At 45.6% G+C, this 15721-nt stretch carries 18 protein-coding genes; 1 reads left to right on the top strand and 17 read right to left on the bottom strand.

Going from position 1 to position 15721, the window contains the following annotated elements; all coding sequences use genetic code 11:
- Positions 1-185: 185 nt before the first annotated feature.
- The 10 genes from MKY01_RS11335 to rplS all read right to left on the bottom strand — a co-directional run bounded on the left by MKY01_RS11335 (position 186) and on the right by rplS (position 8875).
- On the bottom strand, positions 186-737 hold the full coding sequence (locus tag MKY01_RS11335; RefSeq protein ID WP_036609391.1) for a nitroreductase: 552 nt from the start codon (positions 735-737) through the stop codon (positions 186-188).
- Positions 738-1018: 281 nt separating this feature from the next.
- Positions 1019-2215, bottom strand: coding sequence for a carboxypeptidase-like regulatory domain-containing protein (locus MKY01_RS11330; RefSeq protein WP_339286430.1), 1197 nt, complete (start codon positions 2213-2215; stop codon positions 1019-1021).
- Between the two features lie 60 nt (positions 2216-2275).
- Positions 2276-2437 (bottom strand): hypothetical protein, encoded by a 162-nt coding sequence (locus MKY01_RS11325; protein ID WP_282321931.1) that lies wholly within the window; start codon positions 2435-2437, stop codon positions 2276-2278.
- Between the two features lie 320 nt (positions 2438-2757).
- Positions 2758-3156 carry a YraN family protein gene (locus MKY01_RS11320; RefSeq protein ID WP_253507473.1) on the bottom strand — a complete coding sequence of 133 codons (399 nt, stop codon included), beginning with the start codon at positions 3154-3156 and terminating at the stop codon, positions 2758-2760.
- Positions 3150-3461, bottom strand: coding sequence for an EscU/YscU/HrcU family type III secretion system export apparatus switch protein (locus MKY01_RS11315; RefSeq protein WP_036609395.1), 312 nt, complete (start codon positions 3459-3461; stop codon positions 3150-3152). The genes MKY01_RS11320 and MKY01_RS11315 overlap by 7 nt, the downstream gene beginning before the upstream one ends.
- On the bottom strand, positions 3458-5521 hold the full coding sequence (locus tag MKY01_RS11310) for a DNA ligase (protein ID WP_339286429.1): 2064 nt from the start codon (positions 5519-5521) through the stop codon (positions 3458-3460). The genes MKY01_RS11315 and MKY01_RS11310 overlap by 4 nt, the downstream gene beginning before the upstream one ends.
- Before the next feature lie 30 nt (positions 5522-5551).
- Complete coding sequence (locus MKY01_RS11305; RefSeq protein WP_083669772.1) at positions 5552-6253, bottom strand: ribonuclease HII; 702 nt, start codon at positions 6251-6253, stop codon at positions 5552-5554.
- 461 nt (positions 6254-6714) lie between these two features.
- Positions 6715-7578 (bottom strand): ribosome biogenesis GTPase YlqF, encoded by an 864-nt coding sequence (gene ylqF / locus MKY01_RS11300; RefSeq protein ID WP_221824193.1) that lies wholly within the window; start codon positions 7576-7578, stop codon positions 6715-6717.
- 30 nt (positions 7579-7608) lie between these two features.
- A complete protein-coding gene (gene lepB / locus MKY01_RS11295; RefSeq protein ID WP_339286428.1) occupies positions 7609-8229 on the bottom strand; it encodes a signal peptidase I in 621 nt (206 codons plus the stop codon).
- A gap of 304 nt (positions 8230-8533) precedes the next feature.
- Positions 8534-8875 carry a 50S ribosomal protein L19 gene (gene rplS / locus MKY01_RS11290; protein WP_017689212.1) on the bottom strand — a complete coding sequence of 114 codons (342 nt, stop codon included), beginning with the start codon at positions 8873-8875 and terminating at the stop codon, positions 8534-8536.
- A 350-nt stretch (positions 8876-9225) separates the two neighbouring features.
- Between rplS and MKY01_RS11285 the strand changes: the two genes are divergently transcribed.
- Entirely contained in the window at positions 9226-10191 is a 966-nt protein-coding gene (locus MKY01_RS11285) for a polysaccharide deacetylase family protein (protein ID WP_339286427.1), read from the top strand.
- Positions 10192-10194: 3 nt separating this feature from the next.
- On the opposite strand, the gene MKY01_RS11280 is transcribed toward MKY01_RS11285, so the two are convergent.
- From MKY01_RS11280 to ffh, 7 genes are all read right to left on the bottom strand, one after another.
- Positions 10195-11442 (bottom strand): hypothetical protein, encoded by a 1248-nt coding sequence (locus MKY01_RS11280; protein ID WP_339287140.1) that lies wholly within the window; start codon positions 11440-11442, stop codon positions 10195-10197.
- Between the two features lie 153 nt (positions 11443-11595).
- Complete coding sequence (locus MKY01_RS11275; protein WP_339286426.1) at positions 11596-11970, bottom strand: VOC family protein; 375 nt, start codon at positions 11968-11970, stop codon at positions 11596-11598.
- A gap of 187 nt (positions 11971-12157) precedes the next feature.
- Positions 12158-12925: a tRNA (guanosine(37)-N1)-methyltransferase TrmD gene (gene trmD, locus MKY01_RS11270; RefSeq protein ID WP_036670343.1), complete on the bottom strand. Its 768-nt coding sequence runs from the start codon at positions 12923-12925 to the stop codon at positions 12158-12160.
- Between the two features lies 1 nt (position 12926).
- Positions 12927-13439 (bottom strand): ribosome maturation factor RimM, encoded by a 513-nt coding sequence (gene rimM, locus MKY01_RS11265; RefSeq protein WP_036609454.1) that lies wholly within the window; start codon positions 13437-13439, stop codon positions 12927-12929.
- Positions 13440-13740: 301 nt separating this feature from the next.
- Positions 13741-13971: a KH domain-containing protein gene (locus MKY01_RS11260; protein WP_017689218.1), complete on the bottom strand. Its 231-nt coding sequence runs from the start codon at positions 13969-13971 to the stop codon at positions 13741-13743.
- A gap of 23 nt (positions 13972-13994) precedes the next feature.
- Positions 13995-14267 (bottom strand): 30S ribosomal protein S16, encoded by a 273-nt coding sequence (gene rpsP, locus MKY01_RS11255; RefSeq protein ID WP_017689219.1) that lies wholly within the window; start codon positions 14265-14267, stop codon positions 13995-13997.
- Positions 14268-14320: 53 nt separating this feature from the next.
- Positions 14321-15700: a signal recognition particle protein gene (gene ffh / locus MKY01_RS11250; protein WP_017689220.1), complete on the bottom strand. Its 1380-nt coding sequence runs from the start codon at positions 15698-15700 to the stop codon at positions 14321-14323.
- Positions 15701-15721 lie beyond the last annotated feature (21 nt).

The following is a 15721-nucleotide window of genomic DNA, read 5'->3' as shown; positions in this document are numbered from 1 at the left end:
TGGGCATGAAACTGTAAACAGCAGAGGAAAATCGAGAAGGATTCCTTATGCAGATTCTACAATGCGGATACACCAAAATGACAAAAAACGTACAAGCCCTTCTCTTCTGTGAAGAAAGGTACTTGTACGTAGATTTCCCTGTAAACGTAAGGGGATCGTATATAGCTAAGGTCTACAATAATTTATTATTCAAAAAGAGTGAGTTTGTCCTTGGCTGGTGTGCGTTCTTTGGCAGAAGGAATAACATCAGGATATCCCATATAAATCATGCCTACAATCTTCTCTCCCGCCTCTATTCCAAGCGGTTTGCGGAATTTGGGAGCGTACAAAAATGGCTTGGTCACCCAGAACGTTCCAATGTCTTCACTCCAGGCTGCAAGCATAAAGTTCTGAACCAATGCACTGACCGCAGCGAAGTCTTCGTCCCAGATATTCTGTCTTGGATCTTCTTCCAACACGACAAGCATAACGGATGGAACTTGCATAATATTGGGTGAGAATTTGTTGTCTTCTCCCATTTCTGCATCAATAGCCTCAGCCAGTTTCTTCCGTCCATTTCCGGTAAACAACAAAAATCTCCAAGGTTCACGCAGTTTATGGTTAGGAGCCCAGACTGCGGTGTCCAGCAATTCTATAATCTGCTGTGTAGGAACAGCTTCTTTTTTGAATTTTTTCACCGTACGACGGTTTTGAATCGCATTTCTGACTTCATTTGTTGTTTTCGTAGCTTTACTCATCGGCCGTACCTCCTGTTTATAAAATCATTTGCAACCGCAATAGTGATTCGCGGCCTTGTACATTCAATATAATTTCTTTATGACATAATAAAATACCAGTTTACCTTCTTGATTATACACCCATCTGATCACGAGATTCAAAGGGGAGGCAAAGGTCAGTACCGTTAGGGTCATTCCAACAGAAAAGACGACTCTGAATCTTGATTCACCACGAGGGATCACAAAGTCAGAACCGTCTTTTATTCTCATGTTATTTATTCACATATCATATCAACGAGTAATCAATCGTCGTAACTCTCCCCTTCAAACGTGCCATTCCCTTCAAATGTGCCATTAATAAAATCCATTTTGTTGTACTTCTCCTGGTTACCTGCAACATCTGTACTATAGTACTCTACCACCTTGACATCAGGGGCATAAAACTTGACGGGTCCTTCATAGTTTTTCCATTCTCCCCCGTTGATTCGATATTGCGTTATTTTTACGCCCGAACCTTTGACTTCGTCTGTTGCCTGAAGTCTGAATGTAAATCCTTTGATGTATATTTTCCCGTTCACAGTATCTGTAATAGGAACTAATCTGTACTTGGTTACTGGAGGTGTAATATCTGCATCCTTCTTAAGTACGATATTAAACGTATTATGATCTCCTTTTACAAGAGTAACGCTCAGGCTCGTTTTTAGATATCCTGCTGCTTCTCCCGTTATCGTTCTAGCCCCTGTTGGTACGCGCTTTATTAAATAGTTGCCTTGAGCATCTGTTGTTGCCGAACCTCCAGCATTAACTTTAGCCCCACTTACTGGATTGCCCGACTCATCTACAACTTTTCCCCGCACGTGTGCCGCCTCTGCCAAAACAACATCCATTCTCAAGGTTCCTCCCTCCCGGACACCCAAGCGATCCTGTTCATATAACATATAATCATCGGCATCTACCCATATTGCAATGTTCGGATTATAGGCGTAATCAATTCCTGTAACCGCATATCGACCTTGCTGATCAGTTTTCACTATACGATCAAAGACACTTGTTACTTTTATACGAGCATCTGGAACCGGTCTGCCTGCCTGATCTTTGACTGTTCCTACAATCGTGGATGGCTCATAAATACGAAAATCAAGTTGTATTTGCTCTCCACCGGACAATCCGTAGGAGCCATAGTGTCTGTACGTCACATAACCCTCTGCTTCAACTACAAAAGTAATGTCCGTATTGTCTTCAACGGACTCTATAATATGATACCGTCCATTCCCATCCGTCTTCACGCTTTTCTCAGACGTATCCCCACGATAATTAAGCCAATACTTGACAGTAGCGTTCTGGACAGGTAATTCCTGACGATCAATAACTTTACCTGATACACTTGCCTGTGTAGACGGATCGGCTGCATAAGAAACTCCGGAATACATGATTCCAAACAAAATGAAACATAAAGATAGTGTACTTAGTCGAATGATCCATTTGATACTTGTCTGCATCTTCTCACTACACCTCACCATTTATTTTATTGATCAAACATTCCTCTTTAACCTCTTAAATTAACTGACCATAAGTTCAAGCTTCCAGAATTCTCCGTCCCAAACATATTGCCAAATCCCCTGTCCACCGTTCATGGTCTCGCTGATATCCAGCACTTCCATCCGAGGGCACTCCCATATTTGTTTTACTGTGTTGTTCGAAGTATTCTGAAGCTCTTTCATACATCCCACCAACCTCTCTTTAAATTTCAACTTTCTTATTTTATTACAAATGATACATTTTGTATCTATAAATTTCTGAAATACGATGATTTTATTATCAATGCTCTATTCTCTGTTTTTTGATTTCATAGTTAAATCAAAAAAAGCCGCAGCTCCTGTACAAATAGGAACTACGGCTTTAGTATATTAACTAATTTTAAAACTAAAACGAATGCAAAGATAAGACATAATTAAACTTGTACTTCGAAATCACTGACCGACTCACATTAAAAAGATACATTACGTATCGCATAATATAGCAATAACTTCTAGTGTAATTTTTAAAAAGCATTAACAATATGATTCACAGAGACAATCTCTCCTGCTTGATCAAGCATTACGGCAATTACATCAAAACGGATCTGAAGTTCCATCTCTCCCGTCATTTGCAAATATACAGATGCGGTTGAACGTACCTGCTGCATTTTACGCATATCAACCGATTCCTGAGGTGTACCGTACTGAGCGGCTCCACTTCTGCTTCTTACTTCCACAAAGACAATCAGGCCCTCGCAGGAAGCAATGATGTCAATCTCACCGCTACGGCAACGCCAGTTCTGTCTAATGATCCGATAATCGTGCTCTCGCAACCATTGACAGGCAGCCTCTTCACCTAATCGGCCTTTCTGCTGTCGTGTGAGCTTTAATCCTGGCTCCTGACCCAATCTACGTTCTACCATGACTCATTTTCCTCACGTCCTGAGGCCATGCGATCTGCACGGTAGACGTACGTTAGCACCTCTGCGACCAGTTGATACAGTTCTGCCGGAATCTGTTCATCCAGATCCAACTTGGAGAGCACCTCCACAAGTGCTGCATCCTCCTGAACAGCCACGCCGTTTTCTCTGGCTTTATCCAGAATGGCTTCTGCCACTTTGCCGCGCCCCTTGGCTACAACAACAGGTGCTTCACTCTCTCCAGGGACATACTTTAGGGCAACCGCCTTTTTGGAAAGCAGGTCCGGTTGTGATGACTCGTCTTTCATACCTTCAAGTCCACCCCTTTGTATCGTTCAGGACTATAGTCCGAGGCCCGCGTTTTTCGTTCCGCGCCCGGCTCCTGGCCCGCAGGCCACGGTTCCGCCTTGAAGGTCAGCAGTTGATAGCCCAGCTTGTCCAATGCCTGATGGATCACCTCTCGTCCGCTCTCCAGAAGCGGTCCCATTCCTTCGCGATCATTTAATACACGCAGACTGACAATGTTATTAACCACATGGACATCTACCAGAGTAGGCCCAAGACTTTTCATGTCCAGATCAAACCATAGACGGCAGTTGGACGCATCCAGCTCTCCACGAGATCCACGACGTGATTGAATCTGAACAGACGCCGTTTCTTCCCCGTCCGGTCCAGTGATCGGAATAAACCAGTGCATCTGTGCAAATGTAGCACTGCGATCTGTTGTCAGCAATAACTGCTGACCTGTCAGATACTGCACCGCCTGTCCGGCGGCATCCTTAAGCGCCGCCGGTGCACCTTCGCTGCTGGCAAGTTGCAGCAGCAAGCCCTTCAGCGTGTCCGCATTTGCCGGACTCGCCGCATCCCCCACGCGCGGCTGCGCTGCCGCGCCGTGAACGGCCTGCTGCTCGTGCTCCGCACCGAGCAGCTTCAGCACGCGCCCCACCCACGGGTCCCCCTCGTGGGTGACAGGCGCGGGCACTGCCGCAGCTCCCGCAGGTGCTGCGGCACTACCGCCAGCCTGCGGCGCATCAGCGCCGGCTGGCAACGGCTGCGGCACGCCTCCGGCAGCCTCAGCCGCAGCCGCCTGGCCGCCCTGCGATGCAGGGGCGGCCAGTGCTGCCGCACCAGGCTGTGCCGGTGCGGCAGTGGACGCGCTGCGCAGGGCGTCCAGCAGCGCCAGCAGCTTGGGCGCCAGCTGCGCTGCCGTAGGCGTCGCTGGCGCCGCCTGGCCTGCTGCGGACGACGTCCCCGCAGCAGCAGGCGTTTCAGCGCGGCCGTCAGTCCGCCCGGCCGCGCCTGTTTCAGGCTGGCCTGCACTTACACGGCCAGCCACAGATTCTGTTGCCGCCCCCGATGTACCCGGGCGGCTCCCAGCCTGCCCCGCGTCAGCCCCGCGCGGGCTCTCTCCAGGTATTCCAGTTCCAGACGGAATACCTGCACCCCCTTTGCCAGCCGTTTCAACGTTGCTGGCAACTGCCTTTGCCCCGGCTTCAGCATTTCCGGTGCCTCCTCCGGTTTGCACGTTTCCTTTCACCGCAGTACCTGCATCCTCTGCCCCGCCATCCGTCATGGATATAGCACCTGCCAACGCCGCTTGTCCTTGTTGCGTTGACAAAGCAGGTGTTCCGGTTCCAGTCACCTGACGACCGTTGCCTGATGCAGCCAATCCTTCTTCCATGTGTGCTCCATTCAGCACGACGGGTACACCAGCCACAACAGCTGGTTTCATGGCAGCAGATTGCTCTCCAGGCAATACCGGTTTACCTGTTGTTTGAGTAAGCATCGTTTCCAACTGGTCAGCCAACCCGCTTAACAACTGGTGCAGAGGGGGGCCAAACACCGTCTGGTGTAATCCTTTTACTGTTTCCGCCGTAACCGGAAGACCACGCTGAAAAGCAATTCCCGTCGCCTGCACCCATTCTTCCACAGGTACCTGGGCAGGTTTAGCAGTCATCATATTCTGGACCATAGCCACATTATCCTTCGTTAGCGGCAATCCGCTACGCTGCATGGCAAGTAACAGTTCCCGGTTCCCTTTTGTATCCGGCAGTCCTACATCCTTAAGCAGGTTGTTCAGCGAAGCTTGTGGCAGCTCAGTAAGTGTACCCGTCAAAGGTTTCATTACCGTTATGCCATTTTCACCTGGAGGTTGCACTTGAAGCAACGTGGTCTCCCCCGGACGGAGTGGAGTCTCCAACTTGGCGCGCACTTGCACACCTTGAATCTGCAGAACTGCTTCTCCCCCATCATCGGATACACTAACGACGGAGCCACGAACCACTTGACCTTCCTTTAATTCAAGCGGTTTGGCATTGCCGGGCTTACTGTCTCCCATTAACCCCTTTATCATGGAACCGATATTCAAATCTCTCCCCCTCCTTTCTTCAAACTTGTGTTAAAACAAAGATTGCTGCTCTCCAAGCAGGTTGCCCAGAAAACTGCGCCGATGCATCGGGGTTGCCCCCAATGCCATAATTTGCTCCCGATGAACTTTTGTTGCATATCCTTTATGTATCGACAAACCATATTCCGGATATAACGTATCCCATTCTTCCTTACACAGCCGATCTCGCGTTACCTTGGCAATAATAGATGCCGCTGCGATCGATTGACTATTAGCATCCCCTTTAATAATGGACAGTTGAGGTACATTCACATCCACCTTCTCGGCATCCACCAGCATATAATCAGGAGTTTCTCCCAATGCTTCAACCGCACGTTTCATCGCAAGTCTCGCAGCCTGTTTGATGTTAAGCCGATCAATTGTCTCTGCATCCGCGTACCCGATACCTACCGCCAGCGCTTTTTCCATAATGATGTCATATAATGCATCACGTTTTTTCTCCGTTAATTTCTTGGAGTCATTCACGCCTTCCAGGATGAGATCCTTCGGTAAAATAACCGCCGCTGCCACAACATCCCCAAACAAACAGCCCCGCCCCACCTCATCAATACCAGCAATACGTTCAAATCCACTGTCCCAATACTCCCGCTCATAGAGCAACAGATCTCGAGGTTCACTGACTTCTTTTTTCTTCTTTGGTCCAATCGGAGTATCCAGTAGATTCAACCCGATCTCTTCATTATTTTCAACCATAACGCTCATCTCCTCTACCCACGCTTTTTCAGCATACGTATCACTTATAACTTTTTATAATATAGACGTAAATCCTCTGTCTTTTGTTCTGTACAACCTGTCTCTCTCAGTAAAACTTTTCCTTGAGATTTACAATATAAAGATAGTGATGTCTTCATTTATCGGTATTTGATGGTTTAAATTGAATATATCAGACCTCGTCTAATTTAAATTGCACCACCATTTATCATAGCACGATTTAGATGCACCTGATATATAGGTCAGCCAATTCCATAAAGCGTACTGTTCTTCAATCCTCTTCCATTTTATCGTTTTCGACGTATGTTCCAGCTCTACTTCCGCGTTTGTATACACAAAAAACGACCGCTCCCGGTAATCCGGTAACGGCCGCTTCTTTCGGCACTTGTATATATGAAATGAACAAATGAAGATAATGATCTTCATCGTGTAGAGTCCATTTTTTAATAAGGAGCTTCCATAGAGAAACGTCCCATTTTACCCGCTCGCAGTTCACGCAGAAATGCTCGTGATGCCTTTTCCAGATCAATACGTCCACCGCTTACAATGCAACCACGTATACGGCCGACTTGTTCCATAATCGCAATAACACTGTCTGAATCATCTGCATCCCTGGAGAACTCCTGAAGTCCGTATCTCTCTTCAAGGGCGTCCCAGTAATAACGCATCAGGTAACTGATTCCAAAAAAGGCGATATCCTCTGCATTCAAAATTTCCTCTTTGATCGCACCAGTTACGGCAAGACGATAACCTACATTTTGATCTTCGAACTTAGGCCAAAGAATACCTGGAGTATCCAATAACTCCATTTCTTTGCCTACCTTGATCCACTGTTGCCCCTTCGTCACACCAGGACGATCTCCTGTTAACGCAATACTCCGTCCAGCCAGTCGGTTAATCAGTGTTGATTTACCTACATTGGGAATCCCTACGATCAACCCGCGAACCGCACGAGGATTAATCCCTTTAGCAATTTGACGGTCAATTTTTTCTTTAAGAAGAAGCTTGGCCTGCACGGGAATATCTTTAACATTGGTTCCCGTCGAAGCATCTACAGGAAAAGCGGTAATTCCTTCTTTTTTGAAATATTCAATCCATTCTTGCGTCACTTTTGCATCTGCCAAATCCGATTTGTTCAACAAAATCATCCGGGGTTTATCCAGCAATATTTCGTCAATCATTGGATTACGGCTGGAGACAGGCAGACGGGCATCCAATAGTTCGATGACCACGTCGATGAGCTTTAACTTGTCCTGAATCTGGCGTCTGGCTCGAGTCATATGACCTGGAAACCATTGTATCGTCAACTTGTCTTCACCTCATTATTTACTTCAAATTCAGTGGTTGATCCACTTAATCTCACCGATCGGCCAGAAAATCACATCTGCACGACCAATAATATCTTTTAAAGAAACATAACCGATCATACGGCTGTCTGTACTATTCGGACGGTTATCTCCCATGACAAACACATGACCTGCCGGCACTTTGCCATCAGGGAACTGTTCATTCGGGAAATCCTTCACGTTATAGGTTCCACCATTTGCTTCAGCTGCATCAATGGCTCCTTGAATATACGTTTCATCAACCTTTTTACCGTTAACCATCACGGTATCGTCTTGAACCTCAACGGTATCACCTTCTACAGCAATAACACGTTTAATGAAATCTCGACCTTCGGATGGTACGTGGAAGACGATAACTTCACCGCGCTTCGGTTCTCTGATATCATATAAGATTTCGTTGACGATCACACGTTCACCCGTTTCAAAGTTCGGCTGCATGGACGGACCGTCCACAACAAACGGTTTGAAGAGCAACCACCGAATAAGAATGACGAGAACTAATGCGATAACAATGGCTTTAAGCCATTCAACAATTTCATTTTTGGCTTTTTTGGATCGACTGTCTTTCTCTTGGGCAGGATTGCCCCGGTCATGTTGAACTTCTTGTTCCATTCAAGATCTTCCTCTCTTCACAGTACATGTTTATAGCAGTACACACATCCAGCATTCTGTATCGTTCCAATAACTCAATGGATGGATACAAAACATTCACATCAGTTATGTAATCTTACACCAAGCATTACAGTACATTTAATCCACAATTCAAATGTTTTCAATAACTGATTTTACAAGCCTCCCGGACTATTCCCCGCATGTGTTGCCATACCATTTTACTCGGAAGTGTACCTCCGGTTCAACTTTTCCCGGACAAAAACGAAAAGGGCTTGTCTCCAAGCCCTTCCCGGTATCCGTTATATTAACGAATTTCTTTAATTCTCGCTGCTTTACCGCGTAGTTCACGAAGATAATAAAGCTTCGCACGACGAACTTTACCACGGCGAGCCACTTCGATTCTATCGATTTTAGGGGAATGAAGCGGGAAAGCTCTTTCCACACCTACACCGTAAGAAATTTTACGAACTGTAAAAGTCTCACTGATTCCACCACCACGGCGTTTAATCACAACACCTTCGAACAATTGGATACGCTCGCGAGTTCCCTCGATTACCTTAACGTGCACTTTCAAAGTGTCACCAGGACGAAAACTCGGAAGATCCTTGCGAAGTTGTTCTTGTGTAATCGCTTGAACGATATTCATCTATGACTCCCTCCTTCCATACAGGCGTTCATACTTCTTCCAGAGATCACCTTGTCTCCTTCATCATCCATAGAGGACCGCCGTATTCCACATAACAGACTTATTGTATCACGCAGCATATCAAAACACAAGAGAAATTAAACAAATGCCTATTGTTCAATCTGCCACTCTGAAACTCATCCATCACATGTTAACTTCATTCTAAAATACATTCTCCCGTATGGAAAGTGAATCAACGCTCTCATCTTGCAAGTCAACCTGATACAGGAAAAAATACTGTAACTTCCAGTGTAGTAATATCGTCTATGATATAACTTATTGACCACTTTAAAAGGAGAATCCCAAGACTTATGAAATATTGGAAAAAGATCACACTTGCCCTACTCGCCATGCTCACATGCTCCATTACACTATATTCATATGCCGTAACTCACCCAACGAATGCACTGTCACACAAAGCCTGCACATCCTGGGACATAGTCAAACGCAAAGCATTCGAGCTGTCACACACTAACTTCTCTAACCAATCTGCGCTGGATCGTTCTACCTTTAGGATTGAACAAGGTACCGCTACAGAAGTTCCTGTGCTGATGTATCATTACATAGAGCCCAAACTGAATAATCACGAGACAGATAATAAATCCATCATTAATCTGGAGGATTTTGAGCAAAATATGAAATACCTGCATGATGAAGGCTACCGCACGATTACACTGAATCAGCTTGAGCAATATGTTAGTGGAAAGATTTCCCTACCACAGAAGTCCATTGTAATTACCTTTGATGACGGATACCAGAACAATTATACTTTAGCTTACCCTGTGCTTCAGAAATATAATTTTCATGCCTCGCTGTTTGTCATAGGCAGTAAAATTCAGGATCAACCTTCGGTATTTGAGCCCGCCATCAACAGTTTCATCTCCAAGCCAGAGATGCAGGCAGCAACCGACGTATTTGAGTTCAACAGCCATACCTATAACCTGCATCATAAAGGATTTATGCGCTGTGGGAACAGCGTACCTGTCGGTCTGGACACCAGTCTTCTGGATGATGATATCCAGCAAATGAAGGAAACCGGAATAGACACACCTTATTTGGCCTATCCTTTTGGTTATACCAGCACACAGATGATCTACAAGTTACAACAACATGGATATCGCATGGCCTTTACCGTAAAGTCTGGATTTGTGCATCCAGGAGATCATCCCATGAGGCTGCCTCGCTTGACGGTCACGACAGGTACTGATTTGGCGACGTTGCTTCAACCCAAATCCAATCCGCAGAACGAATTACCTGCATCGGAGAATGATCAGTAAAATCTAGATTTTAACTTCACCGCCCGGATACAGAGTCGAGCTATACAGCCTTTTGAGCTGAGGCTTGGCTCTTTTTGCATCGGTAAGTGATAATGTCATCGGAGAGCTGGAATAAATCACTGCTTCCTCTGCGTCATAGATGATGATCTGTTCTTTCCCCGTCTGAACCAGGTCTGCATGTACCGCATATCCCTCTTTCGGGAATTCAGTAACCGTTTTCATATCTCCATCTACCAAAGAAGGCAACACATCTCCACCTCGGCGATACGCCAAAATATAATCGAGTCCACCTTCATCCCAGTTACATACAGGCTCTATAATGGTTAACCAGCCACGAGTTGTGCGGTTTTCTTTCCATATTTCTTTACCAGCGCTATCCAGCATGAACATTCCATCCTTACCATGCTCATCCCCCCGGACAAACCGGTCCAGACCTGCAATCTGTAAACCTTCCATTCCAGTACAAAAATGGCCTAACGCAATATGCTGTGATTCAATTGAATCTTCATAACGCCATTTCTCATTTCCGTAGCGGTCCATCATGACCGTAACACTGCCACCAATGACAACCTCGACTTGCCCATCACCGTCAACGTCTCCAAACCATATACAGTCAGCATGATCATCGAGATTCTGACAAGACCATAATAATGTCCCATCATGATCCAGCATGTCATATCCGGCCATAACTTCATCTTTCCCATCTCCATCGATGTCATATACCCATGGAAAATGTCCCGGATTCCCTTCATGCTTCCATAACAAATTCAAATCATGGTCGAGTGCCCATAACGTCTTATAGCGGTCTTTCAGTATAATGTCCATTTTCTGCTGGTTACCCGTCAGGTTGGTGAGAATAATGCAGTCATGTGCTTCATCACCTGGCAGATCACGTGTTTCTTTAATCTCTCCGGTCCGGCCATCCAACACGAGAAATTGTCTGTCCATGACACACAATACTTCATTATTTCCATCTCCATCCCAATCTGCGACCTGAGCGGGATAGTCTGAACCCGGACCCCCTGCATCGGGATCAGGAGTTCCGACCTGCCATAGTAATGTTCCTTCCAGATCAAACGCAGTCAAACAACATACCTGATGCGGGACATACCGATCGTCTATACCCCCATCTGCCTGTACCAGCAACATTTCAAGTCTGCCATCCCCGTTTAGATCTCCCAAAAGCATTTTGCAGCGTTCTCCGGCTTGTATAATATTTAGTCTGGCGATTTCATAAGGCTGAATGCTCATCATCTTCCTCCTCAGCTTATCGTTGTTATTCAAATCCAGCTGAGTTCACCATAAAGAAAACCCCTATTTTTTACAACCCTATTATGTGGTCATGCAAAAATGTTCAAAGTTGCAAAAAAGTGCCTACGTAATAAACGATTTAAACGAATGATTTTAAGCCCACTCTAAAAACTCAAGACGATTGCCAAAAGGATCATTTATATAAAAACGTCTTACACCTTCATCTGCCCTTGCTTCGTCATCGACAATATGAATTTGGTTATGAATGAGATGATCACGCAACTGATCCAAATGTTTTACATGAAAAGCCGGATGAGCTTTTGTGGCGGGAATAAAATCTTTTTGTACGCCAATATGCACTTGGTGTCCACCACACTCAAACCATACACCACCCCGTTTTCTCAGAATTTCAGGTTTGGGAATCTCCGTCCAGCCCAGTACTTTATTGAAAAAATGACGTGCCTCCGTTTCACAAGCTTCAGGTGCTGCGAGCTGAATATGATCAAGACCAATAATATTGTAAGTCATTCATACACCGCCTTTGGTTTCATTTAGTGAAACTTAGTTTTAAAATATACCTCCATTTTATAGAATTACCCAATGAATATCCAGCTTTCTTTACAAAACACATAAGAAAAGCCAACCTTTGGTATCAAGGTTGGCTTTTTCAAACTCTATAAAAAGATATATTTACGTGTTTATACGATACATATACTTATTCTGTGCTATGTTTACGGTTTGAGCGTATCTTTTTCAACCAAATACGTTCTTTATCCGTCAAATCAGCCGTTTCCAACATCTCCGGTCTGCGCTCCAGCGTACGAAGCAACGACTGTTCTCTGCGCCATGCCTCAATGTTCAGATGATGTCCCGACAACAGCATATCCGGTACTTTCATGCCCCTAAACTCGGGTGGACGTGTGTAGTGTGGATATTCGAGGAGTCCAGTACTGAATGAATCCGTCACAGCACTTGTCTCATTGCCAAGCACACCGGGAATAAGGCGTACGATGCTGTCGATCGCAACCATAGCAGGCAATTCCCCACCAGTGAGCACGTAATCACCAATGGATAGTTCATCCGTCACGAGAAATTCGCGAATTCGCTCATCGTAACCTTCATAATGTCCACATATAAAAATCAGATGATCTTCCTGTACAAGTTCTTCTGCTTTTTTCTGTGTAAACGTCTCACCTTGCGGACACATTAAAATGATACGTGGAGCTTTCATGGTTGCCGCGGCTTCTCCGCGTTGCTCCAGTACATCTTCAACAGCAGCAAAGATCGGATCTGGTTTCAGCACCATGCCTCCACCCCCACCGTAAGGAGCATCATCGACCGTATTGTGCTTATTGGTCGCATAATTACGGAAGTTGGTTGCACCGAGGGACACCAGCCCCTTCGTTTGGGCTTTACCCAGAATGCTTGCTCCGAATACGCCATCAAACATCTCCGGGAAGAGTGTTAATACATCCACTTTCATGTTACAGCAGCCCTTCCATCAGGTGAATCTTCACTTGCTGCTGTTCGATGTCCACATCAAGTACTACATCATCAATAACGGGAATCAGCACTTCTTTACCTGCTGGCGTTTTGACAACCCATACATCATTGGCACCCGGAGTCAAAATTTCAGAAATGGTTCCAAGCGTTTCACCCTCTTCGGTGATAACCGAACACCCAACGATTTGATGGAAGTAGTATTCACCTTCCTCCAGCTCAGCGAGGTTCTCTTTTAACACTTTGGCCATACCGCCTTTAAACTTCTCTACTTCATTAATATTGCCATACTCTTTCAGACGAAGAATATACATATTTTTATGCAAACGTGCAGATTCCACGTTAACCATGACTGGATGATTATCTGGTGTAAAGAAAAACAACTCTGCATTTTTCGCGAAACGCACTTCTGGGAAATCGGTTATAGGCATGATTCTCACCTCACCGCGAATTCCATGCGTATTAACGATTTTACCTACATTCATAAACTCTGCCATACGTTCCTCCTACGAAATTAAATCAAACTAAACAGCTACTTCGACTCTCGTACGGTCGTTCCGGCGACGGTTCGTTCTTTCGATCGCTGTTACCCCCTCATTTTTCGAACTTAATTTAAAAGGTGAAAATGAGGTGATAAAGGCGAACGCTGACGCTTCTCCAGAATCGATCCCGTCCCCTGCACTGCTCCGAAGTCACTCATACCCAAAATATTTTAATTCAATATCTAATTCAACATATTAAGTTCAGCATGCACGAAAAGGGGCTAGGACATGCATCCTAACCCCCTTTCGTATATCTTTAAGATATGATATCAACGGTAACCCGTTTATCCATCTTAACTGCTGCTGATGTGACGACCGTACGAAGTGATTTCGCGATTCGTCCTTGTTTACCAATTACCTTCCCGACATCGTCAGGATGAACAGTTAACTCATAAACGACAAGCCGGTCTTTCTCAACCGTCCGAACCGTCACATCTTCCGGATGATCGACTAAAGCCTTAGCAATTATGCTTACTAATTCTTCCATAGATGACCCTCCGAATCAGCACTTTATTTAGATAATTTAGACTCATGGAACTTCTTCATCACGCCCGCTTTGCTAAGCAAGTTGCGGACAGTGTCAGATGCTTGTGCACCGTTTTGAAGCCATGCCAATGCTTTATCTTCATCGATCTTAACAACAGCCGGTTGTTCAACCGGGTTGTAGTAACCGATCTCCTCGATAAAACGACCGTCACGTGGGGAACGGGAATCCGATACCACTACGCGGTAGAAAGGAGCTTTGTGAGCACCCATACGTTTCAGACGAATACGAACTGCCATTTGAAAATTCACCTCCTTCAATGAAATCTGTATATGATCCAGCTTCGCTTAAATCAACGGAAAGGAAACTTCATTCCTTTACCCATACCTTTAAGCTGCTTCATCGCTTTATTTTTACCGCCGCCTTTAGGTCCCATCATATCCGAGAACTGTTTCATCATGCGGCGCATCTCATCAAATTGCTTGATCAGACGATTTACTTCAGCCAGAGATGTTCCGCTTCCGGTAGCAATACGCTTCCGGCGGCTATGGTTGATCATGTCCGGGTTACGTTTCTCTTCGGTCGTCATTGAGTAAACGATCGCTTCGATCCGGCCCATCTGTTTATCATCAACCTTCAGATCCTTGGCTTGTTTCATCTTGCCCATGCCGGGGATCATATCCATGATCTGATCGATTGGTCCCAGCTTTTTCACTTGATCCATCTGCTCCAGGAAATCTTCAAACGTGAATTCTGCATTACGCATCTTCCGTTCCATTTCCTTGGCTTTATCGGTATCAATGTTTAATTGTGCTTTCTCAATCAGAGATAACATATCACCCATACCGAGGATCCGTGAAGCCATACGTTCCGGGTGGAACGGCTCCAAAGCGTCAAGTTTCTCTCCAAGAGAAGCAAACTTGATTGGACAACCCGTAACTGCTTTGACGGAAAGCGCAGCACCACCACGAGTATCTCCATCCAGCTTTGTCAGGACAACCCCGGTCAGATTAAGCTGCTGGTTAAAGTGTTCTGCTACGTTAACCGCATCCTGACCTGTCATGCTGTCTACGACAAGCAGTACTTCATCCGGATTCACTACGCTGTGAATCTGGCGAAGTTCTTCCATCAGTTCTTCATCAACATGCAGACGTCCAGCTGTATCGATAATAACATAGTCATTACCGTTATCCTTCGCATGTTGAAGACCTTGACGTGCGATCTCAACAGGGCTTGTCTGATCTCCCAGTGTGAATACCGGCGCTTTGATCTGCTCGCCAAGTACTTGCAACTGTTTGATCGCTGCGGGACGATAAATATCTCCTGCAACAAGCAATGGTCTGCTGTTTTGCTTTTGCAACATTTTAGCCAGTTTACCCGATGTGGTTGTTTTACCAGCACCCTGCAAACCAACCATCATCAGCACCGTAGGCGGTTTGTTCGCTTTAGCCAGTTTCGCTTGGCTTCCACCCATCAAATCCGTTAGTTCCTTGTTAACGATGTCGATGATGACCATTCCTGGCGTGAAGCTCTCCATCACTTCTTTGCCAACAGCCTTCTCTTTCACCTTGGCGATGAATTCCTTGACCACTTTGAAGTTTACATCCGCTTCGAGCAATGCCAGACGTACCTCGCGCATAGCCTCGGCAACATCTTCATCAGACACCTTGCCTTTGCCGCGCAGCTTGCTGAACACATTCTGTAATCGGGTCGTTAATCCTTCAAATGCCATGATCCCACCTCCTTAAGCTTT

It is taken from the genome of Paenibacillus sp. FSL R5-0486 (assembly GCF_037975155.1).
In the GTDB taxonomy this organism is placed as follows: Bacteria; Bacillota; Bacilli; order Paenibacillales; family Paenibacillaceae; genus Paenibacillus; species Paenibacillus amylolyticus.
The sequence above is the reverse complement of the archived record's forward strand: the minus strand, read 5'-3'. Positions and strand labels throughout refer to the sequence as shown.